Source organism: Janthinobacterium sp. J1-1 (assembly GCF_030944405.1).
Taxonomy (GTDB): Bacteria; Pseudomonadota; Gammaproteobacteria; order Burkholderiales; family Burkholderiaceae_D; genus Janthinobacterium.
This window is the reverse complement of sequence record NZ_CP132339.1, coordinates 1,325,066-1,351,084: the sequence shown is the minus strand read 5'-3', so window position 1 is coordinate 1,351,084 and position 26,019 is coordinate 1,325,066. Positions and strand designations below refer to the sequence as shown.

The following is a 26,019-nucleotide window of genomic DNA, read 5'->3' as shown; positions in this document are numbered from 1 at the left end:
AGCCGCAAGGCTGCCTTACCCGGCCTGGGCGATGGCCAGTTTCAGGTGCCCGACGGGATGGCCGGTCGGCTTGACATGGATTTCGATGTCGTAGCCCAGGCGGTTCAGGCAATCCATCAGCTTGCGCTCGGACAGGCCGGAAAAGTCGCCGCGCAGCATGCCCGATACTTTCGGCTGCACGATGCCCATGCGGCGTGCGGCTTGCTCCTGGGTCAGTTCGAGCTTGCGGATGGCATTGCTGATTTCGCCCACCAGGCCGGATTTGATTTGCAGTTTGTCGGCGTCGGGCAGGCCCAGGTCGGCAAATACGTTGCCGCTCGATTGCTCGAATTCGATGCCATCAACGATATGTTTTTTCACGGCGCAGCTCCTCGATCAGTTGTTGCGTGGCGCGCAAGCGGGCGCGCACGATGTCCATTTCTTGTTTCGGCGTCGCAATGCCGCTCTTGCTCTTTTTCTGGAAGCAATGCAGCACGAACACCGCCTCGTCAAATTTCACCGTGTACACCGCGCGGTAGGTGCCATCGGCATCGTCCTCGACGATTTCCAGTACGCCGGCGCAGCCAAAGCCACGCAATACCTTGGCGCTGTCGTGCTTGTCGCCGCGCTGGGCCAGATCGAGCGCATGGCCAAAGAACGAAATGATCTCGACAGGCAAGGCCATCAATTCTTTCTTCGTGGCGCCGACCCAGTACAAGGGTTTATGGGTGATCTTCATGAATTATACCTTTATAAGTATAAAAGGGAAGAAAAATATGAGGCACTGATCGAGCGTAGGCCGACTATCCCGTCACGCCTTGCGGCAAAGCAGGCGCAGGCATGCTGTTAACGCAAAAACGGCCGGTGGATGCCGGCCGTTTTTGCTGGAAAAAAACAGAGCTTAATGAATGATTTTCGCCAGGAAATCGCGCGCGCGGTCCGAGCGCGTGGTGGTGAAAAACTCATCCTTGCTGCAGTCTTCAATGATCTTGCCCTGGTCCATGAAGACGATGCGGTTGGCCACGCGCTTGGCAAAGCCCATCTCGTGCGTGACGACCATCATCGTCATGCCTTCCTGCGCCAGGCCCACCATCACGTCGAGCACTTCGTTGATCATTTCCGGGTCGAGCGCCGAGGTCGGCTCGTCGAACAGCATGGCGATCGGATCCATAGCCAGCGCGCGGGCGATCGCCACGCGCTGCTGCTGGCCGCCAGACAGCTGGCCGGGGAATTTGTCCTGCTGCGACAGCAGGCCCACGCGGTCCAGGTATTTCAGGCCCTTGGCGTTGGCTTCGTCGGCGCTGCGGCCCAGCACCTTGATCTGGCCGATGGTCAGGTTTTCGCGAATGCTCAGATGCGGAAACAGCTCGAAGTTCTGGAACACCATGCCGATGCGCGCGCGCAGTTTCGACAGATTGGTCTTCGGATCGTTGACGGCGATATTGTCGACCATGATCTGCCCCTGCTGGATCGGTTCGAGGCCATTGACGGTCTTGATCAGGGTCGACTTGCCGGAACCGGACGGGCCGCAGATGACCATCACGTCGCCCTTCGACACTTCGGTGCTGCAGTCGGTCAGGACCTGGAACTGGCCATACCATTTGCTTACATTTTTCAGTTCAATCATCATTTTCTTTCTGTAGACGTCAGCGCCGGGCTGCCAGGATTAACGGATGATGGCGACGCGCTTTTGCAGGCGCTTGACCAGGAACGACAGGGCATAGCACAGCACGAAATACACGACGGCCACGAACACATACATTTCCACCAGGCGGCCATCGCGCTGGGCGATCTTCGAGGCGGCGCCGACGAAATCGGGGATCGACAGCACGTACACCAGCGACACGTCCTGGAACAGCACGATGGTTTGCGTCAGCAGCACCGGGATCATGTTGCGGAACGCCTGCGGCAGCACGATATTGGCCATGGTCTGGTAATAATTCATGCCCAGCGCCTGGCCGGCCCAGACCTGGCCGCGCGGAATCGACTGTATGCCGCTGCGCATGATCTCGCAGTAATAGGCCGCTTCGAACATGATGAAGGTGATCAGGGCCGACGAGAACGCGCCCACCTTGACCGGCTCCTCGGCGCCGATGATCCAGGCCGCGATATACGGCACCAGGAAGTAGAACCAGAAAATCACCAGCACCAGCGGGATCGAGCGGATCAGGTTGACGTAGCTCGACGCCACGCCCGACAGAATGCGGTTGCTGGACAAGCGCATCAGTGCCAGCAGGGTGCCCAGCACGATGCCGCCGACCATCGCCAGCGCCGTCAGTTTCAGGGTAAACAGCATGCCCACCTGGAACAGATAGACCCAGGAACGCGAGATGACATCGAAGTCGAAATTACCGAACATGTCAGTGTCCTCCCGACTTGGAACCGGCAACGATGAAGCCGGGGATACGGATCTTTCTCTCGATCAGCGCCATCAGGATCACCACCAGCAGGTTGACGGCGATATAGATGATGGTGGCGGCCGAAAACGCTTCGAACACCTGGAACGAGAACTCCTGGATGGCGCGCGCGCTGGCCGTCAGTTCGACCAGGCCGATGGTCAAAGCCACCGAACTGTTCTTGATGATATTCAAAAATTCGCTGGTCAGCGGCGGCATGATCACGCGCGCGGCCATCGGCAGCAAAATGAAACGGTAGGTTTGCGGCAGGGTCAATCCCAGCGCCGTGCCGGCCAGCTTTTGCCCGCGCGGCAGCGCTTCGATACCGGTCGTGACCTGCACCGCCACCCGCGACGAGGTGAAAAAGCCCAGGCACAGCACGGCCGTGACGAAGGGCGCGTTCGGCAGCGACTTGACCCAGGCGCCCAGCTCGGCCGGCAGCAGTTCCGGCATCACGAAATACCACAGGAACATCTGCACCAGCAGCGGCACGTTGCGGAACAGTTCGACATAGGCATTGGCCACGCCGACCAGCCATTTGTTGGGCAGGGTGCGTATGGTGCCGATCACCAGGCCCAGTATCAGGGCCATGATCCAGGCCGCGCCGGCGGTCGCCAGGGTCCAGGTCAGGCCGGACCACAAGGTGTCCATGTACGTGCCGACACCATCGGGAGAGGTCTCCCAGAAGATGCGCCAATTCCAGTTGTAATTCATGTTCATCCTTCCCATGCAGCCATCAAACGGCGGCCAGTGCTGGCCGCCGCACGCAAATGAAACGGGAGGCTTGCGCCTCCCGGTTTTTCACGCAGTCCTGTTATTTTTTCTTTTTGTCCGACGTCTTCTGCGCTTCCGGCACGGCCGCGTAGGCCGCCGGGTCGCCCGAGTCGGTCGGCTTCGCGAAGACCGCCTTCAGTTGCGGCGGCATCGGGAAATTCAGGTTGATGTTTTTAGGCGGAATATTCGAGGTAAACCATTTCGCATAAATGCGGTTGATGTCGTCGCTCTTGTACAAACGGATCAAGGCATCGTCGACCACTTTCTTGAAGGCCGGGTCGCCCTTGCGCATCATGATGCCGTACGGTTCGACCGACAGCGCTTCCTTGGTGATTTCGTAGTCGTTCGGGTTCTTCGAATTGGCCACTTGCGAGGCGAGCAGGATGTCATCATTCGCTTCGGCAACGGCGCGCCCGGTTTCCAGCATCAGGAACGATTCAGGATGATCCTTGGCAATCGCGATATTCATGCCCAGGTTTTTTTCCTTGTTCAAAATCGTCATCTGCTTGACGGTCGAGGTGCCGGCGGTGGCGACCAGGGTCTTGCCGCGCAAGTCTTCCAGGCTCTTGATGTTCGACGATTTCTTGGCCAGCACGCGGTTGGCGATCACGAACATGGTCGGCGCGAATGCCACCTGCTGCTGGCGTTCCAGGTTGTTGGTGGTCGAACCGCATTCGAGGTCGATGGTGCCGTTGGCCATCAGCGGGATGCGGTTGGCCGAAGTGACAGGGCTCATCACCACTTTCAGTTCGCTCAGGCCCAGGTGTTTTTGCAGGGCGGTGACGACCTTCATGCACAGGTCGATGGAATAACCCTGGTACTGCTGCTTGTCATCCAGATAGGAAAACGGCACCGAGCCGTCGCGCACGCCGAGCGTGACGGAACCGGCTTTTTTGATTTTGGCCAAGGTACCCGTCAATTCCTGGGCCTGGGCTGGCGACATGCTGCTGATGACACCGACGCTGAGCAGTGTGGCGATAATTTTGGTCAATTTCATGGATTCTCCTGAGCGGACAAACCAGGCCAGGCCTGGACGAAACAACTGGGGTGCAGACGCCACCAATGGATTAATTTTATTTCATTTTCAGTGCCATACCAGCCCTTTTCTTCGATTGAGAGTCAGTTTCACCGGAATAGGGATGCCGCGCACCAGCGAAGTGCCATCGCTGTAGCATTTATCCTACTGTTTTCCGGCGACGCACTTATTTGGCCAGGCTCAATTCACCCGGCTCGCCCTGCGACTCGGCTTCCTCTTCCTCTAGCTGGCCGGCCTGCTGGCGTTGCCACATCTGCGCATACAGGCCGTTCGCCGCCAGCAGCTGCGGGTGCGTGCCGCGTTCGACGATGCGGCCATGGTCCAGCACCAGGATCTGCTGCGCATCGGCCACGGTCGACAAGCGGTGCGCGATCACCAGGGTCGTGCGGTTTTTCGCGATGTCTTTCAGCTGCGCCTGGATCGCCTGCTCCGCTTTCGAGTCGAGCGCCGAGGTGGCCTCGTCGAAGATCAGAATCGCCGGGTCTTTCAGCAGGGTGCGGGCAATCGCCACGCGCTGCTTTTCGCCGCCCGACAGTTTCAGCCCGCGCTCGCCCACCATCGACGCGTAGCCGTCCGGCAGGCTTTCGATAAAGTCGTGGATCGACGCCGCCTTGGCCGCCGCCACGATGGCCTCCTTGCTGGCGCCCGGCTTGCCATAGGCGATGTTGTATTCGATGGTGTCGTTGAACAGCACCGTATCCTGCGGCACGATGCCGATCGCCGCGCGCAGGCTGTCCTGGGTGATGGCCCGCAAATCCTGGCCATCGATGGTGATGGCGCCGCCGTTGACTTCATAGAAGCGGAACAGCAAACGCGACAGGGTCGACTTGCCCGAACCGCTATGGCCGACCACCGCCGTGGTGGTGCCGGCGGCGATCTGGAAGTCGACGTCGAACAGGATCTGGCGCTTGGTCTCGTAGCTGAAATCGACATGGGCAAAACGCACGGATGCGCCCTGTGTGGCCAGCGGTTTTGCTTCAAGCGTATCGGCGATTTCGCGGTTCTCGTCGAGCAGCGAAAACAGCCGCTCCATGTCGGCCAGGCTTTGCTTGATTTCGCGGTAGATCACGCCAAGGAAATTAAGCGGAATATACAGCTGGATCATGAAGGCATTGACCAGCACCAGGTCGCCCAGGGTCATGGTGCCGGCGATCACGCCCACCGTGGCGCGCCACAGGATCAAGGTGACGGCGGTGGCGATGATCAGCGACTGGCCCGTATTCAGCAGTGACAGCGAGGTTTGCGACTTGACGGCCGCCGATTCATAGCGCTGCAAGCCCTCGTCATAGCGGCGCGCCTCGTAGTCCTCATTGCCGAAGTATTTTACGGTTTCATAGTTGATCAGCGAGTCGATGGCTTTCGTATTGGCCTTCGAATCGAGGTCGTTCATGGTACGGCGGAAGTGCGTGCGCCAGTTCGTCACCAGCACCGTAAACGCGATATACGACACCAGCGCCACCGCCGTGATGATGGAAAACCAGATGTCGTAATGCAGCACCAGATAGACCAGCACCAGGGTAATTTCCACCAGGGTCGGCAGGATATTGAACAGGGTGTAGGAAATCAGCGAACCGACGCTGCGCGTGCCGCGTTCAATATCGCGCGTCATGCCACCCGTCTGGCGGTTCAGGTGAAAGCGCAGCGACAGCGCATGCAGGTGGCGAAATACCTGCAGCGCAATCGTGCGCACGGCGCGCTGCGTGACGCGGGCGAATAAAAATTCGCGCAATTCGGTAAACAGGGTGGTCGACACGCGCAGCAAGCCATAGGCCACCAGCAGGGCGACCGGCAGCACCAGCAGCGCCTGCGGATGGGCCGCCGTGATGGTCATGGCGTCGACCAGTTTTTTCAGGATCAGCGGCACGCCCACATTGGCCAGCTTGGCGCCCACCAGGCACAGCAGCGCCAGCAGCACGCGCCATTTGTAGACCCACAGGTAGGGCAACAGCGTTTTCAGGGTGGCAAAATCGCTGCGGCTGGCGGCGGCTGGCGGGCGAGGTGGGGGGGTAGTCTGGGAGCGGCGCATGGCGAAAGTCGGCTTTTTATGGTTCAATCGGGACAATTGTAGCCTTTCATGAGAATAAACGATGAGCACCTCCCCCGCCCGCCCCGACAACTGCCTCGCCTCCGGCCTGCCCGCCGGAAAAATGCCCGAACTGCGCATGATGCCCGCGCCTTCGGACGCCAATGTCTACGGCGACGTGTTCGGCGGCTGGATCATGTCGCAAGTCGATATCGCCGGCTCGCTGCCGGCCACGCGGCGCGCCAACGGCAGGGTGGCGACCATCGCCGTCAATTCCTTCGTCTTCAAAAATCCCGTGTTCGTCGGCGATCTGCTGTCTTTTTATGCCGAGATCGTCAAGGTCGGCAATACCTCGATCACCGTCAACGTGGAAGTCTATGCCGAGCGCAACCGCCTGCAAGCGTGCATCGTGAAGGTCACGGAAGCCACGCTGATCTATGTCGCCACCGATTCCGACCGCAAGCCGCGCCAGGTGCCGCCGATTGAAACCTTGCTGTCGCAATAAGCAATTCCATGGATAGCCAGCGCCGCATTTTTCTCGCCAGCGCTGCACGCCTCGCCGCGCTGACGGCCACCGCCGGTTCCCTGGCCGGCTCCGGCGCCAGCGCGGCCACCCGCCTGAATGGCGCCGGCTATCCGTTTGCGCTCGGCGTCGCTTCCGGCTCGCCGCTGCCCGACGCGGTGGTGCTGTGGACCCGCATCAACTACGACCCGCTGCAAGCTGGCGCCACGCCGGCCATCGCCTTGAGCGTGCGCTGGGAAGTGGCCGGCGATGAGGCGTTCCGGCGCATCGTTGCCAAGGGCCAGGCGGTGGCCACGCCAGAACTGGCGCACAGCGTGCATGTCGATGTCACGGGCCTGGCACCCGGGCGCTGGTACTGGTACCGCTTTATCTTTGGCGACGCCGTCAGCCCCGTCGGACGCACCCGCACCGCACCTGTGCCCTCTTCCATGCCGGCCTCATTGAAACTGGCGGTGGCCTCGTGCCAACACTGGGAATTCGGCAGCTATGCGGCGCATCGGCATATCGCCGCGGCCGCGCCCGACCTGATCGCGTTCCTGGGCGACTATATCTATGAATGGGGCGCCTATCAATTGCAGCACCCGCAGCGGGCCGTGCGCCGCGACGAGAGTTTTACCCTGGAGCAGTACCGCGCCCGCTATGCGCAATATAAAAGCGATACGGACCTGCAGGGCGCCCATCTGGTGGCGCCGTGGATTGTCACCTGGGACGACCATGAGGTGGCCAACGACTACGGCAACGAGCGCGACGAGCTGCTGACCACCACCTTCTTGCAGCGCCGCGCGGCCGCCTACCAGGCCTTTTATGAACATATGCCGCTGCGCCTGCTGCCGCTGGGCCGGCGTGGCTTTGTCGACATGCGCATCTACCAGCGCTACGACTGGGGCCATCTGGCGCGTTTTCACGTGCTCGACGACCGCCAGTACCGCGCCAACCACGCCTGCCCGAAACCGAACCGGGGCGGCTCGAATTCCGTCACCACGCGCAGCTGCCCCGATTTGATGAAGCCGGACCGTACCATGCTGGGTTCCGCGCAGGAACGGTGGCTGCAGGAGGGGCTGGAAAAATCGCCGGCGCGCTGGAATATCCTGGCCCAGCAGACCCTGATGGCGCAATCGAGCCAGGTGCCGATCACGCGGCCCGGCGACGAACGGATCTGGACCGACGGCTGGGATGGCTATCCGATGGCGCGCCAGCAGTTGCTGGACACCCTGCAGGCCAGCGGCGCACGCAATCCGCTGGTGCTGTCGGGCGACGTGCATACTTTCTATGCGACCGAGCTGAGCCGCGACGCCATGCGGCCCGTCTCGCGCGCCAACCCGCTGCTGGCCACCGAGTTTTGCGGCACCTCGATCACGTCCAGTTCGCGCCCGCAGTCGCGCACCGACGACTACGTGGCGATGAATCCGCATATCCGCTACGGCCGCAGCGACAAGCGCGGCTATATGCTGATGGAGCTCACGCCGACGAAAACCACCACCTGCTTCCAGGGCCTGGACAATGTGCGCGACAGCGCGTCCCGCATCGCCACGCTGGCCAGTTTTACCGTCAGGGACGGCAAGGCCGGCTTGCAGGAAAGCTGATCAGGCCATCGAGACTTGCTTCAGCGCTTCGCGGTAGCGCCGGCTGACGGCCACCTCGCCACCGGTCGTCAGCATGGCCCGCGCATCGCCCGACTCGAGCGGCACGATGCTGTGCACGAAAGCCAGGTTGACGATGTAACTGCGGTGCACGCGCACAAAACGCTTGCCGTCCAGCCGTCGTTCGATGGCGGCCATGGTCGAGCGCAGCGGATAGTCGTGGCCGCGCACATGCAGGTTCACATAATTGCCCCAGGCCTGTATCCATTCGATCTCCGCCGCCGGCAACAAAAAATCCTTGCCCAGCTTGCGCACCAAAAACCGCTCGGGTTGCTCGACCGGCTCCACCGCCGGTCCTTGGTCCGGTTCGCCGAGCAAGGTGGCTTCGCCCTGCCAGCGCCGCAGCAGCAACTGGTAAAACGCGACAAACAGCAGGATTGAGAAGTAAGTGCGCACATCCTTGATATATTCATACGGGAATTCTTGCCACCAGTCGCCGAAATCGTAGTCGCCGCCCTGGCTCCAGTACACCAGCTTGCGCAAGGCCACCATCGCCAGCACATGCACCAGGCTGTAGACGATGGACGCCGCCAGGTGCCAGCGCAGGTTCTGGCGCTGGAATACCAGCTGCAGCGTGCGCATCTGATTGGCAAAAATCACCGCGGGGACCAGCGCCAGCAAGACCAGGTTGCTGCTCCATTCCCACACCGCCACTTCCCAGAACGGCGTATCGACATGCGTACGGACGCGATCGAGCCAGCTGATCCAGCAGTTGAGCGAGGTTTGCAGCAGAGACAGGACGATCCAGAAACCCGGCTCGGCAATCCGGCGCCAGCGCTGATAACGTTGCAATAACTCGGTGGAAGACACGCTCATGGTGGCAGACATAAAATTAGTTGCCTGATTGTACGATCCACCGGCCGTCCCGGGTTCGCCACTGGTCACAAGCAGCCTTCGGTTCGTCACTTTTTGCTGGTTGGCCCGGGCCACGCTGCCTATGCTGGCTCATCCCATCACCATGAGCCACCAACCATGTCACTGCCATCCCGCCGTCACGATATCGACGCCTTGCGTTTTCTTGTCTTCAGCCTGCTGATCGTCTACCACACGGCCATGCTGTACCTGGCGGGTGCCGAGTTCCATATGAAAAGCACCTACTTGACGGAGACCCTGCACTTTCCGATGGTCTTCATCAACCGCTGGCGCATGGAAATCGTGTTTATCATTTCCGGCGTGTCGTGCGCCATGATGACGCAGTCGTCGCGCGGCGCCTTTTTGTGGCGCCGGGTCCGGCGCCTGCTGCCGCCGCTGCTGTTTGGCGTGCTGGTGGTGGTGCCCGTGCAGCCCTACTGCGAAGGCGTCAGCAATGGCCTGGTGGCGCCAGGCTACGGGCAGTTCCTGCTCGATTATTTTGGCCACCACGCCTGGCCGGCCGGCGCCTTTACGGGCTGGAAAACCAGTTTTACCTGGAATCATCTGTGGTACCTGGTGTATCTGCTGCTGTACACCATCGTGCTGGTGGCGCTGCAACCGCTGCTCATCAAGATGAGGCCGCTGTTCACGGGCTTGCGCGGCTGGCGCCTGCTGGTCTTGCCCGCCCTGCCGGCGCTGGCGGCCACCGTCTTCCTGAAGCTGCGCTATCCGGAAACCCATGCATTGGTAAAAGACTGGTACGCGCACGCCATCTATTTCACCATGTTCGTCTATGGCTGGTGGCTGGGCAATGACAAGGGAGTGTGGCAGGAACTGGCGCGGCTGCGCTGGCACGCGCTGCTGATGGCACCGTGCGCGTTTGCCGTGTATCTCGGCTTTGACCTGGTGTATTCGGAAGACCTGCTGACCTGGGCATCGCTTGGTTCCTGGCCGATGCGCAATCTGTACATGTGGCTGGCGATTTGCGCCATCCTGGGCTGGTCGCACACCCTGCTGAACCGCCCATTTACCTGGCTGCCATGGGCACGCCAGGCCGTCTACCCCTGGTATATCCTGCACCAGAGCGCGATCTTGCTGCTGGCCTACTGGCTGGTGCCCTTGAGGCTGGCTCCGGTGATCGAACCCCTCTTGATCCTGGCGGGCACGGTGGCGATCTGCTGGGGACTCACCTCGCTGGTCATCAGCAAGGTGCACTGGCTGCGTCCCTGCTTTGGCCTGCCCGCCAGGCCAAATCTGGCGGCGGGCACGGCCATGTCGGCGGCTGCTTAAGCCACCTTTTTTTCGTCGCGCAACTGACGGCGCAGGATCTTGCCGACATTCGTCTTCGGCAATTCGTCGCGGAACTCGATGTATTTCGGCTTTTTATACGCCGTCAGTTCATGCTTGCAGTGTTCGCGGATCTGCTCCACCGTCAGGTTCGGATCCTTGCGCACCACAAACACTTTCACGGCCTCGCCCGAGTTACCATCCGGCACGCCGATGCAGGCACACTCCAGTACACCGGGGCAGGACGCGACCACGTCTTCCACTTCGTTCGGATACACATTGAAGCCCGAGACGATGATCATGTCCTTCTTGCGGTCGACGATGCGCACATAGCCGCGCTCATCCATGATGCCGACGTCGCCGGTCTTGAAGTAGCCGTCGGCCGTCATCGATTTCGCCGTTTCATCGGGGCGCTGCCAGTAGCCGGCCATCACTTGCGGGCCTTTCACGGCGATCTCGCCAGGCTGGCCCAGCGGCACTTCCACGCCATCGTCGTCGATGATGGTGACATCGGTCGACGGAATCGGCATGCCGATGGTGCCCGTGAATTCGGTGATGTCGACGCGGTTGCCGGTGACCACCGGCGAGGTTTCCGACATGCCATAGCCTTCGATCAGCGGGCAACCGGTCACTTTCAGCCAGCGTTCGGCCACATTGCGCTGCAGGGCCATGCCGCCGCCGTTGCACACTTTGTAGCTGGAGAAATCGAGCTTGGCGAATTCTTCATTGTTGAGCAAGGCGTTATACAAGGTATTAACGGCCGGGAAGACGACGATCTTGTACTTGGCCAGTTCCTTCACAAAACCGGGAATGTCGCGCGGGTTCGGCACCAGCACGTTCAGCCCGCCCAGGCGCATGCCCATCAGCGCGCTGACCGTCAGCGAATAGATGTGATACAGCGGCAAGGCGCACACGAACCCCATCGAGGTGGCGCGCATCTCTTTCGTCATCACCGGCGCAATCCAGGCCTCGTTTTGCAGCACATTGGCGATCACGTTACGGTGCAGCAGCATCGCGCCTTTCGACACGCCCGTCGTGCCGCCCGTGTATTGCAGGAAAACGATATCGTCATGGCCCTGCTGCACGGGTTTGAGCTTCAGGCGCGCGCCTTCGGCCAGCATCTTGTTGAAGCCGATGGCGCCCGGCAGATGGAAGGCCGGCACCATTTTCTTGATTTTACGCACCACGAAATTGACGACGGTGCCTTTCAGGCCACCGAGCAAGTCGCCCATGGTGGCGACGATCACGTGTTTCACCTGCGTATGCGCCAGCACCTGTTCGACCGTGGTGGCGAAATTTTCCAGCACGATGATCGCTTCGCTGCCCGAGTCGACCAGTTGGTGCTGCAATTCGCGCGGCGTGTACAGCGGGTTGACGTTCACCACCGTATAGCCTGCGCGCAGGATCGCCGCCATCGCCACCGGATACTGCAGCACGTTCGGCAGCATGATGGCCACGCGCGCGCCAGGCGACAGCCCCTTGCTTTGCAGCCAGGCGCCCATCTGCAGCGACAATTTGTCCAGTTCGCGGTAGGTGAGGAATTTATCCATGCACACGAAAGCATTGCGATCCGCATATTTCTGGAACGACTCTTCCAGCAAATGCGTCACGGAACGGTATTGCGTGCAATCGATCTCGTGCGGAACGCTGTCCGGGTACGACTTCAACCAAATCTTGTCCATCTTGCCTCATCTTTATCTGTAAAGGGACGCGCCGCCCTGGCGCCTCCCGGTGTTTTAAGCCGATACTTTTTGTTCGTCGCGCAGGGCGCGGCGCAAAATCTTGCCGACGTTGGTCTTAGGCAGTTCATCCCTGAATTCGATGAATTTCGGCCGCTTGTAGCCCGTGAATTGTTCCTTGCAATATGCCATCAGGGTCTCCACCGTCAGGTTCGGGTCCTTGCGCACCACAAACACTTTCACGGCTTCGCCCGAATGTTCGTCGGGCACGCCCACGCACGCGCATTCGAGCACGCCCGGGTGGGCCGCGATCACGCCTTCGAGTTCGTTCGGGTACACATTGAAGCCGGACACCAGGATCATGTCCTTCTTGCGGTCGACGATCTTCACATAGCCGCGTTCGTCCATGATGCCCACGTCGCCCGACTTGAAGTAGCCGTCCGCCGTCATGACCTTGGCCGTTTCATCGGGACGGTTCCAATAGCCACTCATCACCTGCGGGCCGCGGATGGCGATTTCGCCGGTCTGGCCCAGCGCCACTTCATTGCCATCGTCGTCGAGGATGGCGATTTCGGTCGACGGAATCGGCAGGCCGATGGTACCGGAAAACACCGTGCTGTCGGCGCGGTTGCAGGTGGCGACCGGGGACGTTTCCGACAGGCCATAGCCTTCGATGATCGACACGCCCGTCACCTGCTGCCACTTGTCGTTGACCGATTTCTGCACCGCCATGCCGCCGCCATTGGCGATCTTCAGGCCCGAGAAATCGAGGCGCGCAAAGTCGGGGTGATTCACCAGCGCATTGTATAAAGTGTTGACCGCTGGCAGCAGGTTGAACTTGTACTTGCCCAGCTCCTTGATCAGGCCGGGGATATCGCGCGGGTTCGGCACCAGGATATTCAGGCCGCCGACGCGCGTGCCCCACAGCGCGCAGGCCGTCAGCGCAAAGATATGGTACAGCGGCAAGGCGCACACGATGGTCATCTGCTCCTTGTTGTCCGGGTCCAGCGCGGCCGACGACCACGCTTCCGACTGCAGCACATTGGCGATCACATTGCGGTGGCTGAGCGTGGCGCCTTTCGACACGCCGGTGGTGCCGCCCGTATATTGCAGGAAAGCTGGCTCGTTGATATGCAGTTCGACCGGCGTGAGTTTCATGCGGCTGCCGAGCGACAGCGCGCTCTTGAAGCGCATGGCGTTCGGCAGCGAAAACGCGGGCACCATCTTCTTGACATTGCGCACCACGAAATTGACGATGGCGCCCTTCAGGCCACCGAGCATCTCGCCCATGCTGGCGACGATGACATGTTTCACGGCCGTCTTGCCCAGCACTTGCTCCAGCGTATGGGCAAAGTTTTCCAGCACGATGATCGCTTCGCTGCCCGAGTCGTTGAGCTGGTGTTCCAGCTCGCGCGGCGTGTACAGCGGATTGACATTGACCACCGTGTAGCCGGCACGCAGCACGGCCGCGATCGCCACCGGATACTGCAGCACATTGGGCATCATCAGCGCCACCCTGGCACCCTTTTTCAGGCCCCGGCTTTGCAGAAAGGCGCCCAGCTGGCGCGAATAGGTATCGAGTTCGGCATAGGTCAAAAATTTGTCCATGCAGACATAGGCATTGCGATCCGCATATTTTGTAAACGCTTCTTCGAGCAAGTGCACCAGCGAACGATATTGATCGGGATCGATGTCGGCGGGTACGCCGGGCGGATACGACTTCAGCCAAATTTTTTCCATGCTGTGCCTCTTGTCTCGAATAATCACGGGGGAGCCGGGGTGCTTGGACCGGCGCTGATTACTGCTGCGGATACGTTGTCCTGCAGTCATGATGAGCATTCTGAAGAGCAATTGCTCCATGCTACTAACGCGATGCTATCGGGCGCACGGCTTCCATGCAAGCGCTTTCAGCAGGATTAGAACAGGAACTCCAGGGGTATTTTGTGCTGCAATGCAGCATAGAAAATACAGCGTTGCAGGAACTGGCAGCTTGGCAAACCTGACAATCTTTAAGGCTCAAGGGGCAGGCTGTGCTGCAGACGCTGGCGACGCTCGGACTGGTCCAGCAGAGACATTGTGTGCACTGCAGCATAAAAAGCACGAAAGTTCTTTTTTTCTTCCAGCAATTTTTTGAAGGCCGGCAAAAATTGATCGTAGGTCGCGACCGAAGCGAGGTGGGCATTGCTCAAAGGCTGCTCGAACCAGCGGTCATAACCGGCATAACCACCCCAGTGCTGCTTCAATACCTGGTACTCATCTTGTAAAGCGGCAAACACCAGCGCCTTGCGCACGCGCTTGTCCGCATCGCTGGCGCCACTCCGGTACAGCAGATCGAGTTGCGCGCGGTACTTGCGCAGCAGGGTCAAAAAATCGTGGCGCCGGTTTGTATATTGCAGATAAGCCACCTGCATCGCCTGATTGCCGTCGTGCGCCAGCCAGCGCTGCACGCCGGCCTCTTCCACGGCAACGGCAAACGATTCGTTGAAGGCCGAGTCACCGGGCACATACACCACCTGGTGCGCCAGCTCATGAAAGATCATGCGCGCCAGTTCGGCGTCGTTGTAGTTGATAAAAGTCGACAGCAGCGGGTCGTCGAACCAGCCCAGGGTGGAATAGGCGGGCACGCCCCCCACCTGCACATCGTAATGCTGGGCACGCAAAGTCTCCGCATAGGCTTGCGCCTCGTCCTTGTCGTAATAGCCGCGGTAGGTGACGCAGCCGGCGATCGGGAAGCACCATTGCAGCGGCTGCAGGGACAGTTCCGGCGTGGCGACCACATTCCACAGCACGAAGGGGCGTTGCACGGCAGCATAGGTTTTATAGCTGCCGTTGTCGGGCAGGCCCAGTTCGGTCACGGCAAACTGGCGTATCTGCCGCGCCTTCTGCAGGCGCGCTTTCAGGCGCGGCTCGGTGATCGGGTCGTTCAGCCAAGCATCGATCGGGCGCGCGGACGACCACAGCGAATATTGCCCCTGCGCCGCTTGCGTGTAATAGCGCAGCTGCGTGCAGCCGCCCAGCAGCAAGCACATGCCCAGCACTGCGGTGGCGGGCAGGCGCGCCATGTCAGGCGGCCTTTTCCACTTCGACCAGCGTATCGTAGAAGGTCGGCGCGCGGCCCATGTCGGTCAGGCGCTGGCTGGTCACTTCATTGGCATTCTTGCCGTCGCTGGCCAGCTTTTTCCACCACACCGACAACCCCACCACCAGGCCGCGCCGCGCCTTGTCCGTCACGCGCGCCTTGGCCACGAAACTGCCGCGGTCATTGAAGATGCGCACCATGTCGCCGGCGGCGATACCGCGCGCGGCACAGTCCTCGGGATGCATGTCCAGGTGCGGCTCGCCTTCGGCCGCGCGCAGGCTTTTCACGTTCACAAACGTGGAATTGAGGAAATTGCGCGCCGGCGGCGAGATCATCGCCAGCGGAAAACGCGCCGCCAGGGTCGGATTGCTGGCCGGCGACTCATACGGCGCAATATACGCGGGCAGCGGGTCGAGACCGGCGTCCAGCATGGCCTGCGAGTAAAACTCGCATTTGCCTGACGGCGTGGGGAAACCGCCGTGGGCAAACGGCGCCTCGGGCATCGCCAGCTTTTGCCAGCCGGTCCGCTTCAGCGATTCCCAGTCGAAATGCACGGCACGCGCGTCGGTGGCGTCAAACGCCTGTGCCGCCAGCGCGTCGTCGCTGTCCCGGAAGCAGGGATCGTCAAAGCCCATGCGCTGCGCCAGCAGGCGGAAGATTTCCGTATTGGCCTTGGCTTCGCCCAGCGGCGCCACGGCGGCATTGTTGGCCATCATGTACAGGTGGCCATAGGTCGAATGGGCATCGACGTGTTCGAGCTGGGTGGTGGCCGGCAACACGATATCGGCATAGTCGACGGTATCGGTCTGGAAGTGTTCCAGCACCACCGTGAACAAATCCTCGCGCGCAAAACCCTGCGCCACTTTTGACGACTCGGGCGCCACCGCCAGCGGATTCGAGTTGTAGACGATCACGGCTTCCACCTGCGGGCCGAACTCGGGCGAGCTTGCTTTCAGCAGATCGTCGCCGATGGTGCTCATGTTGATGGTGCGCGGCGTGCCCTTCATCAGATCGGGCCGCTGCAGCGCCTTGCGGTTGACCGGGAAGGAACCCGAGCTCGACAGCTGCATGCCGCCGGCCGCATGGCGCCAGGCGCCCGTCAGCGCCGGCAGGCAGGCGATATTGCGCACCGCCATGCCGCCACCACGCACCCGCTGCACGCCGTAGTTGGCGCGGATCGCCACACCGTCACCGCTGCGGCAGGCCTGGCCATACAGGCACGCCAAGTCCGCCACTTCGCTCACGCTGATGCCGCATACCTCGGCCGTGCGCTCGGGCGTCCATTCCAGCGCGCGCTGTTTCAGTTGCTCGTAGCCCAGGGTATGGTTGTCGATATAGTCGTGGTCGACCAGGTCTTCCGCGATCAGCACATGCATCAGCCCCAGGGCCAGCGCCGCATCGGTGCCGGGCAGCAGGGCAATATGCTGCTGGCATTTCTCGGCCGTCAGCGAACGATAGGGGTCGATCGCGATCAGCGTCGCGCCGTTGCGCTTGGCTTCCTGGGCTCGCATCCAGAAATGCAGGTTCGACGCAATCGGATTGCCGCCCCAGATAATGATCAGCTTTGCATGCTGAAACTGTTCCATGTCGGTGCCGATGCTGGCGCCCACCGTATATCGGTAGCCGGTGGCGCCGGCCGAGGCGCAGATGGTGCGGTCCAGCAGGGAGGCGCCCAGCTGGTTGAAAAAGCGCGACGACATCGATTCGCCCTGCACCAGGCCCATGGTGCCGCAATAGCTGTAAGGCAAAATCGCCTGCGGATTGCGCGCCGCGATCGGTGCCAGGCGCGCGGCGATAATGTCCAGCGCCTCGTCCCAGCTGATGCGCTCGAACTTGCCTTCGCCCTTCTTTCCCACCCGGCGCAGCGGATGCAACAGCCGGTCCGCATGGTAGGTGCGTTCCGTAAAGCGCGATACCTTGGTGCACAGCACGCCGGCCGTGGTCGGATGCTCGGGATCGCCCTTGACTGCGGTGGCTACCCCGTCGGTCACCGTTACCAGCAAGGCGCAGGTATCGGGGCAATCGAGCGGGCAGGTCGCGCGCACTTGTGTGGTGGTCATGGTGCAATCCAGAAAGCGTCAGGGAAAGCCGATACTGTAAGCCAGCCGGCGCCCCGGTAGCAAGCTGTGCGCTGGATTTACAAGCTGGACACGGGCTACAATGGCCCCAACCCCGCGCATGTTTTCGATCAAACGTGCCCGTCCCGGCGTGCCGTACACTGATGCGCGCCTGCATCTACAGGAGAATACGATGAAACTAGTTGAACCCATCTTGGCGTTTCAATCCGAGCTGCGACGTATCCGCCGCGATCTGCACGCCCATCCGGAATTATGCTACGAGGAACAGCGCACCTCCGACGTGGTCGCCGCCAAGCTGGCCGAATGGGGCATCCCCGTCGTGCGCGGCCTGGGCCGCACCGGCGTGGTCGGCATTATCCGGAACGGCACCTCGAACCGCGCCATCGGCATCCGCGCCGACATGGACGCCCTGCCGATGCAGGAAATGAATACCTTTGAACATGCGTCGCGCCACCCCGGCAAGATGCACGCCTGCGGCCACGACGGCCACACGGCCATGCTGCTGGGCGCCGCCCATCATCTGGCGCACAACCGCCATTTCGACGGCACCGTGTATGTGATCTTCCAGCCGGCCGAAGAAGGCGGCGCCGGCGCGCGCGAAATGATCGCCGACGGCCTGTTCACCCAATTCCCGATGGAAGCCATTTACGGCATGCACAACTGGCCAGGCGCCGCCGTCGGCACGCTGAGCGTGGTGGCCGGACCAATGATGGCATCGAGCAATGAATTTCACGTCACCGTCAAAGGCAAGGGCGCGCATGCGGCCCAGCCCCACAAGGGTATCGACCCGGTGATGGTGGCGGTGCAGATCGCGCAAAGCTGGCAAACCGTGATTACCCGCAACAAGAGCCCGCTCGATACGGCCGTGCTGTCGATCACGCAGATCCATGCCGGCAGCGCCACCAATGTGATCCCCGACGACGCCAGCCTGATCGGCACCGTGCGCACCTTTACCACGCCAGTGCTCGACCTGATCGAAGAGCGCATGCGCGACATCGCCGTGCATACGGCCGCCGCCTTTGGCGCCGAAGTCGACTTCAATTTCAAGCGCAACTATCCGCCGCTGGTCAACCACGCCAGGGAAACCGCGTTTGCCGTGGAAGTCATGAAACAGGTGGTCGGCGCCGACAAGGTCAATGACAACGTCGAGCCCACCATGGGCGCCGAGGATTTCTCGTTCTTCCTGCAGGAAAAAGCCGGCTGCTACATCTTTATCGGCAATGGCGATGGCGATCACCGCGACGGCGGCCACGGCCTGGGCCCTTGCGTGCTGCACAATGGCAGTTATGACTTCAATGACAACCTGCTGCCGATCGGCGCCAGTTTCTGGGTCAAGCTGGCCGAAACCAGCTTGCCGCTCGCTTGAATTTCGTCAGCTGAGTTGATCCGGGCCATTCCCCAGCCGCTGGCCGGGATTGATGGCTTCCAGGGCCAGCAGGGCGGCGGCGTGGTCTGCCGTCGCATGGGTCTCGGCGATGGACTCGTAGCGCCGCGTCACCAGCTCGGTTAGCGGCAGAGCGATATCGGCCGCCTCGGCCGCCGCCAGGATATTGTGCATGTCCTTGACCTGGCTTTTCACCTGGCCGCCGGCAACGAAATTGCGTTCCAGCATGCGCTGGCCATGCACCTCCAGGATGCGGCTTTCGGCAAAACCACCGCGTATCGCCGTGCGCACAGCCGCCGCATCGGCGCCAGCGGCCTGGGCCAGCAGCAACGCTTCCGCCACGATATTCAGGGTGGCGCCGACGATCAATTGATTGCACAGCTTGGCGACCTGGCCGCTGCCGGCAGGACCCACCAGGGTCGGCCGGCCCATCACCGTTAATATCGCTTCCATCCTGGCGTAATCTTCCGCGCTGCCGCCGGCCATGATGGCCAGGCTGCCGGCCTGCGCGCCACCCACGCCACCCGAGACGGGCGCATCGATGAATGCGTGGCCGGCGGCCTGCAGCGCAGCGTGGAATTGTTGTGCTTCAGCCTGTTTAGTGGAACTCATGTCGACCCATAGCGTCGCCGGCGCCAGGGCCGGCAAGGCGTCCTGCATTACGTGCGCGACGATAGGGCCCGCTTCCAGCATCGAGATCACGACCTGCGCGCCAGCGACGGCATCCATCAGCGATTCAGGTGCATCGGCCCCGGCCGCGCGCAATAGCTGGGCCTTGCTGTGCGTGCGATTCCAAACTGTGACAGAATAACCAGCCTGCAGCAGGCGCCGGACCATTGGATCCCCCATCAGGCCAGTACCGAGAAATGCGATTTTTGTAGAGAATGTCAATTGAACCTCTGAATATCGAGTGGCGAAAACGGCAGCAAGACGCATGCCTGTGCAAACAAGACAAGCCTAACGGCCAATTTTACGATGAAAGCCTCTATGTTCTTCAAGAAGAATCTCCTCACCTGTGTCGCGGCCGCCGCCGCGCTGATGGCTGCCACTTCCAGCTTTGCCGCTGATGACAAGCTGATCGACTCCGTGTATGGCGAATACGCCAAGGGCGTCAAAATCCAGATGGTGCGCGCCGGCGTCACCTCGAACTGGGACAAGGCCTGGTTTGTATCGAACGGCACCCAGCTGAGCGGTTACTGGGATGCAAGCATCGGCGGCTGGGATGGCAAAAGCTATCGCAATGTTCCTGGCCAGCATCAAAGGCTGTGGGACCTGGGCTTCACTCCCGTCTTCCGCTTTGAAAACACGAATAAACTGGGCTTCTATGCGGAAGCGGGTATCGGCGTGCACATGCTGTCGAAGCTGTATGACAACGACGACGACCGCCTGTCGACCCACTTCCAGTTTGGCGACCATGCCGGCATCGGCTATGTGTTCGACAACAAATGGGAAGTCAGCGCCAAGATCCAGCACTTTTCAAATGGCGGCTACAAGAAACCAAACAGCGGCGTGAACTACGGCGTGATCAAAGTGGCGTACCACTTCTGATCTGCTGCTTGAAACGACGAGGCCCTGCGCGCAGCGCAGGGCTTTTTTTCGTCTTTTGATTGAGCGGCGTGAAACCACCAGACGAAAAAAAACCCCGATCATCACTGATCGGGGTTTTTCTCTTACTGCGAATAACAAGCCTGACGATAACCTACTTTCACACTGGTTGCAGCACTATCATCGGCGCAAAGTTGTTTCACGGTCCTGTTCGGGATGGGAAGGGGTGGGACCAACTTGCTATGGTCATCAGGCATAACTTGGAATGACGGTTGCTCCCGGTTGGGCAGCAGCGTCATGAATCTGGAAGAAGCAAAGATTAGGGTAATGAATGTCGTATCAACACACACGCAACGTTGTACCGTCTTATCCTCTGCACCTGCTAAGGTTATAGGGACAAGCCGTACGGGCAATTAGTACTGGTTAGCTTAATGCATTACTGCACTTCCACACCCAGCCTATCAACGTCCTGGTCTCGAACGACCCTTCAAAGAGCTCAAGGCTCTGGGAAATCTCATCTCAAGGCAAGTTTCCCGCTTAGATGCTTTCAGCGGTTATCTCTTCCGAACTTAGCTACCCGGCAATGCCACTGGCGTGACAACCGGTACACCAGAGGTTCGTCCACTCCGGTCCTCTCGTACTAGGAGCAGCCCCCTTCAAATTTCCAACGCCCACGGCAGATAGGGACCAAACTGTCTCACGACGTTTTAAACCCAGCTCACGTACCACTTTAAATGGCGAACAGCCATACCCTTGGGACCGGCTACAGCCCCAGGATGTGATGAGCCGACATCGAGGTGCCAAACTCCCCCGTCGATATGAACTCTTGGGAGGAATCAGCCTGTTATCCCCAGAGTACCTTTTATCCGTTGAGCGATGGCCCTTCCATACAGAACCACCGGATCACTATGTCCTACTTTCGTACCTGCTCGACTTGTCAGTCTCGCAGTTAAGCACGCTTATGCCATTGCACTATCAACACGATGTCCGACCGTATCTAGCGTACCTTCGAACTCCTCCGTTACACTTTAGGAGGAGACCGCCCCAGTCAAACTGCCTACCATGCACTGTCCCCGATCCGGATAACGGACCAAGGTTAGAACCTCAAACAAACCAGGGTGGTATTTCAAGGTTGGCTCCACGAGAACTAGCGTCCCCGCTTCAAAGCCTCCCACCTATCCTACACAGATTGGTTCAAAGTCCAATGCAAAGCTACAGTAAAGGTTCATGGGGTCTTTCCGTCTAGCCGCGGGTAGATTGCATCATCACAAACATTTCAACTTCGCTGAGTCTCGGGAGGAGACAGTGTGGCCATCGTTACGCCATTCGTGCAGGTCGGAACTTACCCGACAAGGAATTTCGCTACCTTAGGACCGTTATAGTTACGGCCGCCGTTTACTGGGACTTCAATCAAGAGCTTGCACCCCATCATTTAATCTTCCAGCACCGGGCAGGCGTCACACCCTATACGTCCACTTTCGTGTTTGCAGAGTGCTGTGTTTTTATTAAACAGTCGCAGCCACCAGTTTATTGCAACCCTTTCACCCTCATGGAGTAAACCAATCAAGCTACCGGGGCGTACCTTTTCCCGAAGTTACGGTACCAATTTGCCGAGTTCCTTCTCCCGAGTTCTCTCAAGCGCCTTAGAATACTCATCTCGCCCACCTGTGTCGGTTTGCGGTACGGTCTCGTATGACTGAAGCTTAGAGGCTTTTCTTGGAACCACTTCCGATTGCTTCGTGAACAAGTTCACTCGTCCCATCCCCTTGAATCCTGCGCCCGGATTTGCCTAAGCGCCTTCTATGAGACAGAAACTGACTATTCCAACAGTCAGACAACCTTCCGCGATCCGTCCCCCCATCGCATCATACGACGGTGCAGGAATATTAACCTGCTTCCCATCAGCTACGCATCTCTGCCTCGCCTTAGGGGCCGACTCACCCTGCTCCGATGAACGTTGAACAGGAAACCTTGGGCTTACGGCGTGGAGGCTTTTCACCCCCATTATCGCTACTCATGTCAGCATTCGCACTTCTGATACCTCCAGCATCCTTTACAAGACACCTTCGCAGGCTTACAGAACGCTCTCCTACCATATATATTGCTATATATCCGCAGCTTCGGTGACTGGCTTAGCCCCGTTACATCTTCCGCGCAGGACGACTCGATCAGTGAGCTATTACGCTTTCTTTAAATGATGGCTGCTTCTAAGCCAACATCCTGACTGTTTTAGCCTTCCCACTTCGTTTTCCACTTAGCCAATCTTTGGGACCTTAGCTGGCGGTCTGGGTTGTTTCCCTCTTGACGCCGGACGTTAGCACCCGACGTCTGTCTCCCAAGCTCGCACTCATCGGTATTCGGAGTTTGCAATGGGTTGGTAAGTCGCAATGACCCCCTAGCCATAACAGTGCTCTACCCCCGATGGTGATACTTGAGGCACTACCTAAATAGTTTTCGGAGAGAACCAGCTATTTCCAAGTTTGTTTAGCCTTTCACCCCTACCCACAGCTCATCCCCTAATTTTTCAACATTAGTGGGTTCGGACCTCCAGGGCGTGTTACCGCACCTTCATCCTGGCCATGAGTAGATCACTTGGTTTCGGGTCTACACCCAGCGACTGATCGCCCTATTCGGACTCGATTTCTCTACGGCTTCCCTATATGGTTAACCTTGCCACTGAATGTAAGTCGCTGACCCATTATACAAAAGGTACGCAGTCACGGAACAAGTCCGCTCCTACTGTTTGTATGCACACGGTTTCAGGATCTATTTCACTCCCCTTCCGGGGTTCTTTTCGCCTTTCCCTCACGGTACTGGTTCACTATCGGTCGATTACGAGTATTTAGCCTTGGAGGATGGTCCCCCCATATTCAGACAGGATGTCACGTGTCCCGCCCTACTTGTCGTACGCTTAGTACCACCGGTCCGATTTCACATACGGGGCTATCACCCGCTATGGCTCCTATTTCCAGAGAATTCTGTTATCGGTCCGACTATCACGTACAGGCTCTTCCCATTTCGCTCGCCGCTACTTTGGGAATCTCGGTTGATTTCTTTTCCTGCAGCTACTTAGATGTTTCAGTTCGCCGCGTTCGCCTTGCATACCTATGTATTCAGTATGCAATACCCTAAAAGGGTGGGTTGCCCCATTCGGAAATCTGCGGATCAAAGTGTGTTTGCTCACTCCCCGCAGCTTATCGCAAGCTACTACGTCCTTCATCGCCTGTAATCGCCAAGGCATCCACCATGTGCACTTATTCGCTTGTCCCTATAACGTTAGCCTCTGTTCACCGAAGTGAGCAAAGAGCGCTACAGGGATAAGAAAGTACAACGTTGTTGCTTGTTTGTTGATACATACAATCATTACCCATCAAGTCGCCTCATGCATTCCTGCACGCATAGACTTGATCAATAAATAATCTTTACTTCTTCCAGATTGTTAAAGAACGAAACAGCAATGATCGCTAAAAGATCAAACCTAAACCACAGTCTTGTTGACTGGCTTACGTTTGCACTTTCAAAGTCTTGGTGGAGGATGACGGGATCGAACCGACGACCCCCTGCTTGCAAAGCAGGTGCTCTCCCAGCTGAGCTAATCCCCCTGAGATACTACAGAAACTGGTAGGGCTGGTTGGACTCGAACCAACGACCCCCGCGTTATCAACACGGTGCTCTAACCAGCTGAGCTACAGCCCCAAATGCTGTTCTTCTTTATTAACAGCCGATAAGTGTGAACATTTGATGGTGAAGCATTACTGCTTCGTGCAAACTCTAGAAAGGAGGTGATCCAGCCGCACCTTCCGATACGGCTACCTTGTTACGACTTCACCCCAGTCACGAATCCTACCGTGGTAAGCGCCCTCCTTGCGGTTAAGCTACCTACTTCTGGTAAAACCCGCTCCCATGGTGTGACGGGCGGTGTGTACAAGACCCGGGAACGTATTCACCGCGACATGCTGATCCGCGATTACTAGCGATTCCAACTTCATGCAGTCGAGTTGCAGACTACAATCCGGACTACGATACACTTTCTGCGATTAGCTCCCCCTCGCGGGTTGGCGGCGCTCTGTATGTACCATTGTATGACGTGTGAAGCCCTACCCATAAGGGCCATGAGGACTTGACGTCATCCCCACCTTCCTCCGGTTTGTCACCGGCAGTCTCATTAGAGTGCCCTTTCGTAGCAACTAATGACAAGGGTTGCGCTCGTTGCGGGACTTAACCCAACATCTCACGACACGAGCTGACGACAGCCATGCAGCACCTGTGTACTGGTTCTCTTTCGAGCACTCCCTGATCTCTCAAGGATTCCAGCCATGTCAAGGGTAGGTAAGGTTTTTCGCGTTGCATCGAATTAATCCACATCATCCACCGCTTGTGCGGGTCCCCGTCAATTCCTTTGAGTTTTAATCTTGCGACCGTACTCCCCAGGCGGTCTACTTCACGCGTTAGCTGCGTTACCAAGTCAATTAAGACCCGACAACTAGTAGACATCGTTTAGGGCGTGGACTACCAGGGTATCTAATCCTGTTTGCTCCCCACGCTTTCGTGCATGAGCGTCAATCTTGACCCAGGGGGCTGCCTTCGCCATCGGTGTTCCTCCACATATCTACGCATTTCACTGCTACACGTGGAATTCTACCCCCCTCTGCCAGATTCTAGCCTTGCAGTCTCCAATGCAATTCCCAGGTTGAGCCCGGGGATTTCACATCAGACTTACAAAACCGCCTGCGCACGCTTTACGCCCAGTAATTCCGATTAACGCTTGCACCCTACGTATTACCGCGGCTGCTGGCACGTAGTTAGCCGGTGCTTATTCTTCAGGTACCGTCATTAGCAGGAGATATTAGCTCCCACCGTTTCTTCCCTGACAAAAGAGCTTTACAACCCGAAGGCCTTCTTCACTCACGCGGCATTGCTGGATCAGGCTTGCGCCCATTGTCCAAAATTCCCCACTGCTGCCTCCCGTAGGAGTCTGGACCGTGTCTCAGTTCCAGTGTGGCTGGTCGTCCTCTCAGACCAGCTACTGATCGATGCCTTGGTAGGCTTTTACCCTAACAACTAGCTAATCAGATATCGGCCGCTCCACGAGCATGAGGTCTTGCGATCCCCCACTTTCATCCGTAGATCGTATGCGGTATTAGCGTAACTTTCGCTACGTTATCCCCCACTCCAGGGTACGTTCCGATATATTACTCACCCGTTCGCCACTCGCCACCAGAGCAAGCTCCGTGCTGCCGTTCGACTTGCATGTGTAAGGCATGCCGCCAGCGTTCAATCTGAGCCAGGATCAAACTCTTCAGTTTAATCTCTGTTACTTTGCCGTTTTACCGGCATGGTCGAACCTTTTAATCGGTTCAAACCCCTCGCATTGCGAGGTGTTTGCTCACTCAAAAAACTGACAGGCTACTTCCGAAGAAGTATCCTATTTCATTATTTCTTGTGAACATTTGATATTTTAAGTTTTACAGCAATCCGAAGATCACTGCTGCACTTCATCAAATGCCCACACTTATCGACTGTTAATTGTTAAAGAACGGTATTCGGTGCTACGTTTCGCGCTATCGACAAAGCGTTGTGTTTGTCAGCTGCGAAGAAGGAAGAGTATGAAGCATTTCGCTAAATCCGTCAACACCTTCTTTTTTCTCTCTTCACTCTGCATTTGCATGCGTCGTTCAGCGAGGGGGCGAATTATAGCCAGCTACCGCCACCACCGCAAGGACTATTTTGAGCTGGCACTCGCT

The 26,019-nt window shown here is 58.8% G+C and carries 18 protein-coding genes, 2 tRNA genes and 3 rRNA genes; 5 read left to right on the top strand and 18 right to left on the bottom strand.

Annotation, left to right across the window (positions count from 1 at the left end; all coding sequences use genetic code 11):
- Positions 1 to 15: 15 nt before the first annotated feature.
- From Q8L25_RS06105 to Q8L25_RS06075, 7 genes are all read right to left on the bottom strand, one after another.
- Entirely contained in the window at positions 16 to 360 is a 345-nt protein-coding gene (locus Q8L25_RS06105; RefSeq protein WP_308924019.1) for a helix-turn-helix transcriptional regulator, read from the bottom strand.
- Positions 341 to 718, bottom strand: a complete 378-nt coding sequence (locus Q8L25_RS06100) for a type II toxin-antitoxin system RelE/ParE family toxin (RefSeq protein ID WP_308924018.1) — start codon at positions 716 to 718, stop codon at positions 341 to 343. The genes Q8L25_RS06105 and Q8L25_RS06100 overlap by 20 nt, the downstream gene beginning before the upstream one ends.
- Before the next feature lie 162 nt (positions 719 to 880).
- Entirely contained in the window at positions 881 to 1,606 is a 726-nt protein-coding gene (locus tag Q8L25_RS06095; protein ID WP_308925662.1) for an amino acid ABC transporter ATP-binding protein, read from the bottom strand.
- A gap of 39 nt (positions 1,607 to 1,645) precedes the next feature.
- Positions 1,646 to 2,338, bottom strand: coding sequence for an ABC transporter permease subunit (locus Q8L25_RS06090; RefSeq protein ID WP_308924017.1), 693 nt, complete (start codon positions 2,336 to 2,338; stop codon positions 1,646 to 1,648).
- Between the two features lies 1 nt (position 2,339).
- Positions 2,340 to 3,089 (bottom strand): amino acid ABC transporter permease, encoded by a 750-nt coding sequence (locus Q8L25_RS06085; RefSeq protein WP_308924016.1) that lies wholly within the window; start codon positions 3,087 to 3,089, stop codon positions 2,340 to 2,342.
- A 100-nt stretch (positions 3,090 to 3,189) separates the two neighbouring features.
- The gene (locus Q8L25_RS06080) at positions 3,190 to 4,146 is read right to left on the bottom strand and encodes an amino acid ABC transporter substrate-binding protein (protein ID WP_308924015.1); all 957 of its coding nucleotides are present in this window, start codon (positions 4,144 to 4,146) and stop codon (positions 3,190 to 3,192) included.
- 205 nt (positions 4,147 to 4,351) lie between these two features.
- Positions 4,352 to 6,211, bottom strand: coding sequence for an ABC transporter ATP-binding protein/permease (locus tag Q8L25_RS06075; RefSeq protein WP_308924014.1), 1,860 nt, complete (start codon positions 6,209 to 6,211; stop codon positions 4,352 to 4,354).
- A gap of 61 nt (positions 6,212 to 6,272) precedes the next feature.
- On the opposite strand from Q8L25_RS06075, the gene Q8L25_RS06070 reads away from it, so the two are divergent.
- Together Q8L25_RS06070 and Q8L25_RS06065 are read left to right on the top strand one after the other, a co-directional pair.
- Positions 6,273 to 6,713 carry an acyl-CoA thioesterase gene (locus Q8L25_RS06070; RefSeq protein WP_308924013.1) on the top strand — a complete coding sequence of 147 codons (441 nt, stop codon included), beginning with the start codon at positions 6,273 to 6,275 and terminating at the stop codon, positions 6,711 to 6,713.
- Between the two features lie 8 nt (positions 6,714 to 6,721).
- Positions 6,722 to 8,314, top strand: a complete 1,593-nt coding sequence (locus Q8L25_RS06065) for an alkaline phosphatase D family protein (RefSeq protein WP_308924012.1) — start codon at positions 6,722 to 6,724, stop codon at positions 8,312 to 8,314.
- Here Q8L25_RS06065 and Q8L25_RS06060 read toward each other — a convergent pair whose 3' ends face one another.
- Entirely contained in the window at positions 8,315 to 9,199 is an 885-nt protein-coding gene (locus Q8L25_RS06060) for a LytTR family DNA-binding domain-containing protein (RefSeq protein ID WP_308924011.1), read from the bottom strand. It lies immediately after the preceding gene.
- 144 nt (positions 9,200 to 9,343) lie between these two features.
- On the opposite strand from Q8L25_RS06060, the gene Q8L25_RS06055 reads away from it, so the two are divergent.
- Complete coding sequence (locus Q8L25_RS06055) at positions 9,344 to 10,513, top strand: acyltransferase family protein (protein WP_308924010.1); 1,170 nt, start codon at positions 9,344 to 9,346, stop codon at positions 10,511 to 10,513.
- On the opposite strand, the gene Q8L25_RS06050 is transcribed toward Q8L25_RS06055, so the two are convergent.
- The 4 genes from Q8L25_RS06050 to Q8L25_RS06035 all read right to left on the bottom strand — a co-directional run bounded on the left by Q8L25_RS06050 (position 10,510) and on the right by Q8L25_RS06035 (position 17,328).
- Complete coding sequence (locus Q8L25_RS06050; RefSeq protein ID WP_308924009.1) at positions 10,510 to 12,192, bottom strand: long-chain-fatty-acid--CoA ligase; 1,683 nt, start codon at positions 12,190 to 12,192, stop codon at positions 10,510 to 10,512. The genes Q8L25_RS06055 and Q8L25_RS06050 overlap by 4 nt on opposite strands.
- A gap of 54 nt (positions 12,193 to 12,246) precedes the next feature.
- The gene (locus Q8L25_RS06045; RefSeq protein WP_308924008.1) at positions 12,247 to 13,929 is read right to left on the bottom strand and encodes a long-chain fatty acid--CoA ligase; all 1,683 of its coding nucleotides are present in this window, start codon (positions 13,927 to 13,929) and stop codon (positions 12,247 to 12,249) included.
- A gap of 269 nt (positions 13,930 to 14,198) precedes the next feature.
- Positions 14,199 to 15,251: an aminopeptidase gene (locus Q8L25_RS06040; RefSeq protein ID WP_308924007.1), complete on the bottom strand. Its 1,053-nt coding sequence runs from the start codon at positions 15,249 to 15,251 to the stop codon at positions 14,199 to 14,201.
- Position 15,252: 1 nt separating this feature from the next.
- Positions 15,253 to 17,328, bottom strand: a complete 2,076-nt coding sequence (locus tag Q8L25_RS06035) for a molybdopterin oxidoreductase family protein (protein ID WP_308924006.1) — start codon at positions 17,326 to 17,328, stop codon at positions 15,253 to 15,255.
- 190 nt (positions 17,329 to 17,518) lie between these two features.
- Here Q8L25_RS06035 and Q8L25_RS06030 point away from each other — a divergent pair, with 190 nt between their 5' ends.
- Positions 17,519 to 18,712 (top strand): M20 aminoacylase family protein, encoded by a 1,194-nt coding sequence (locus tag Q8L25_RS06030; protein ID WP_308924005.1) that lies wholly within the window; start codon positions 17,519 to 17,521, stop codon positions 18,710 to 18,712.
- A 6-nt stretch (positions 18,713 to 18,718) separates the two neighbouring features.
- Here Q8L25_RS06030 and Q8L25_RS06025 read toward each other — a convergent pair whose 3' ends face one another.
- The gene (locus Q8L25_RS06025; RefSeq protein ID WP_374694236.1) at positions 18,719 to 19,567 is read right to left on the bottom strand and encodes an NAD(P)-dependent oxidoreductase; all 849 of its coding nucleotides are present in this window, start codon (positions 19,565 to 19,567) and stop codon (positions 18,719 to 18,721) included.
- A 150-nt stretch (positions 19,568 to 19,717) separates the two neighbouring features.
- Between Q8L25_RS06025 and Q8L25_RS06020 the strand changes: the two genes are divergently transcribed.
- Positions 19,718 to 20,278 (top strand): acyloxyacyl hydrolase, encoded by a 561-nt coding sequence (locus tag Q8L25_RS06020; RefSeq protein ID WP_374694291.1) that lies wholly within the window; start codon positions 19,718 to 19,720, stop codon positions 20,276 to 20,278.
- Positions 20,279 to 20,416: 138 nt separating this feature from the next.
- On the opposite strand, the gene rrf is transcribed toward Q8L25_RS06020, so the two are convergent.
- From rrf to Q8L25_RS05995, 5 genes are all read right to left on the bottom strand, one after another.
- Positions 20,417 to 20,529, bottom strand: a 5S ribosomal RNA gene (gene rrf / locus Q8L25_RS06015).
- Between the two features lie 138 nt (positions 20,530 to 20,667).
- Positions 20,668 to 23,543: ribosomal RNA gene (locus Q8L25_RS06010) — 23S ribosomal RNA — on the bottom strand.
- Between the two features lie 258 nt (positions 23,544 to 23,801).
- Positions 23,802 to 23,877, bottom strand: a tRNA-Ala gene (locus Q8L25_RS06005).
- Positions 23,878 to 23,894: 17 nt separating this feature from the next.
- A tRNA-Ile gene (locus tag Q8L25_RS06000) sits at positions 23,895 to 23,971 on the bottom strand.
- A gap of 79 nt (positions 23,972 to 24,050) precedes the next feature.
- A 16S ribosomal RNA gene (locus Q8L25_RS05995) occupies positions 24,051 to 25,581 on the bottom strand.
- The 16S, 23S and 5S rRNA genes sit together here with 2 tRNA genes alongside, the layout of an rRNA operon.
- Positions 25,582 to 26,019: the final 438 nt, after the last annotated feature.

Excerpts from the sequence above, each read along its gene's own strand:
- Q8L25_RS06100 (WP_308924018.1), bottom strand. The coding sequence starts at position 718 with ATGAAGATCACCCATAAACCCTTGTACTGGGTCGGCGCCACGAAGAAA.
- Q8L25_RS06095 (WP_308925662.1), bottom strand. The coding sequence starts at position 1,606 with ATGATTGAACTGAAAAATGTAAGCAAATGGTATGGCCAGTTCCAGGTC.
- Q8L25_RS06090 (WP_308924017.1), bottom strand. The coding sequence starts at position 2,338 with ATGTTCGGTAATTTCGACTTCGATGTCATCTCGCGTTCCTGGGTCTAT.
- Q8L25_RS06085 (WP_308924016.1), bottom strand. The coding sequence starts at position 3,089 with ATGAATTACAACTGGAATTGGCGCATCTTCTGGGAGACCTCTCCCGAT.
- Q8L25_RS06080 (WP_308924015.1), bottom strand. The coding sequence starts at position 4,146 with ATGAAATTGACCAAAATTATCGCCACACTGCTCAGCGTCGGTGTCATC.
- Q8L25_RS06075 (WP_308924014.1), bottom strand. The coding sequence starts at position 6,211 with ATGCGCCGCTCCCAGACTACCCCCCCACCTCGCCCGCCAGCCGCCGCC.
- Q8L25_RS06070 (WP_308924013.1), top strand. The coding sequence starts at position 6,273 with ATGAGCACCTCCCCCGCCCGCCCCGACAACTGCCTCGCCTCCGGCCTG.
- Q8L25_RS06065 (WP_308924012.1), top strand. The coding sequence starts at position 6,722 with ATGGATAGCCAGCGCCGCATTTTTCTCGCCAGCGCTGCACGCCTCGCC.
- Q8L25_RS06060 (WP_308924011.1), bottom strand. The coding sequence starts at position 9,199 with ATGTCTGCCACCATGAGCGTGTCTTCCACCGAGTTATTGCAACGTTAT.
- Q8L25_RS06055 (WP_308924010.1), top strand. The coding sequence starts at position 9,344 with ATGTCACTGCCATCCCGCCGTCACGATATCGACGCCTTGCGTTTTCTT.
- Q8L25_RS06050 (WP_308924009.1), bottom strand. The coding sequence starts at position 12,192 with ATGGACAAGATTTGGTTGAAGTCGTACCCGGACAGCGTTCCGCACGAG.
- Q8L25_RS06045 (WP_308924008.1), bottom strand. The coding sequence starts at position 13,929 with ATGGAAAAAATTTGGCTGAAGTCGTATCCGCCCGGCGTACCCGCCGAC.
- Q8L25_RS06040 (WP_308924007.1), bottom strand. The coding sequence starts at position 15,251 with ATGGCGCGCCTGCCCGCCACCGCAGTGCTGGGCATGTGCTTGCTGCTG.
- Q8L25_RS06035 (WP_308924006.1), bottom strand. The coding sequence starts at position 17,328 with ATGACCACCACACAAGTGCGCGCGACCTGCCCGCTCGATTGCCCCGAT.
- Q8L25_RS06030 (WP_308924005.1), top strand. The coding sequence starts at position 17,519 with ATGAAACTAGTTGAACCCATCTTGGCGTTTCAATCCGAGCTGCGACGT.
- Q8L25_RS06025 (WP_374694236.1), bottom strand. The coding sequence starts at position 19,567 with ATGGTCCGGCGCCTGCTGCAGGCTGGTTATTCTGTCACAGTTTGGAAT.
- Q8L25_RS06020 (WP_374694291.1), top strand. The coding sequence starts at position 19,718 with ATGTTCTTCAAGAAGAATCTCCTCACCTGTGTCGCGGCCGCCGCCGCG.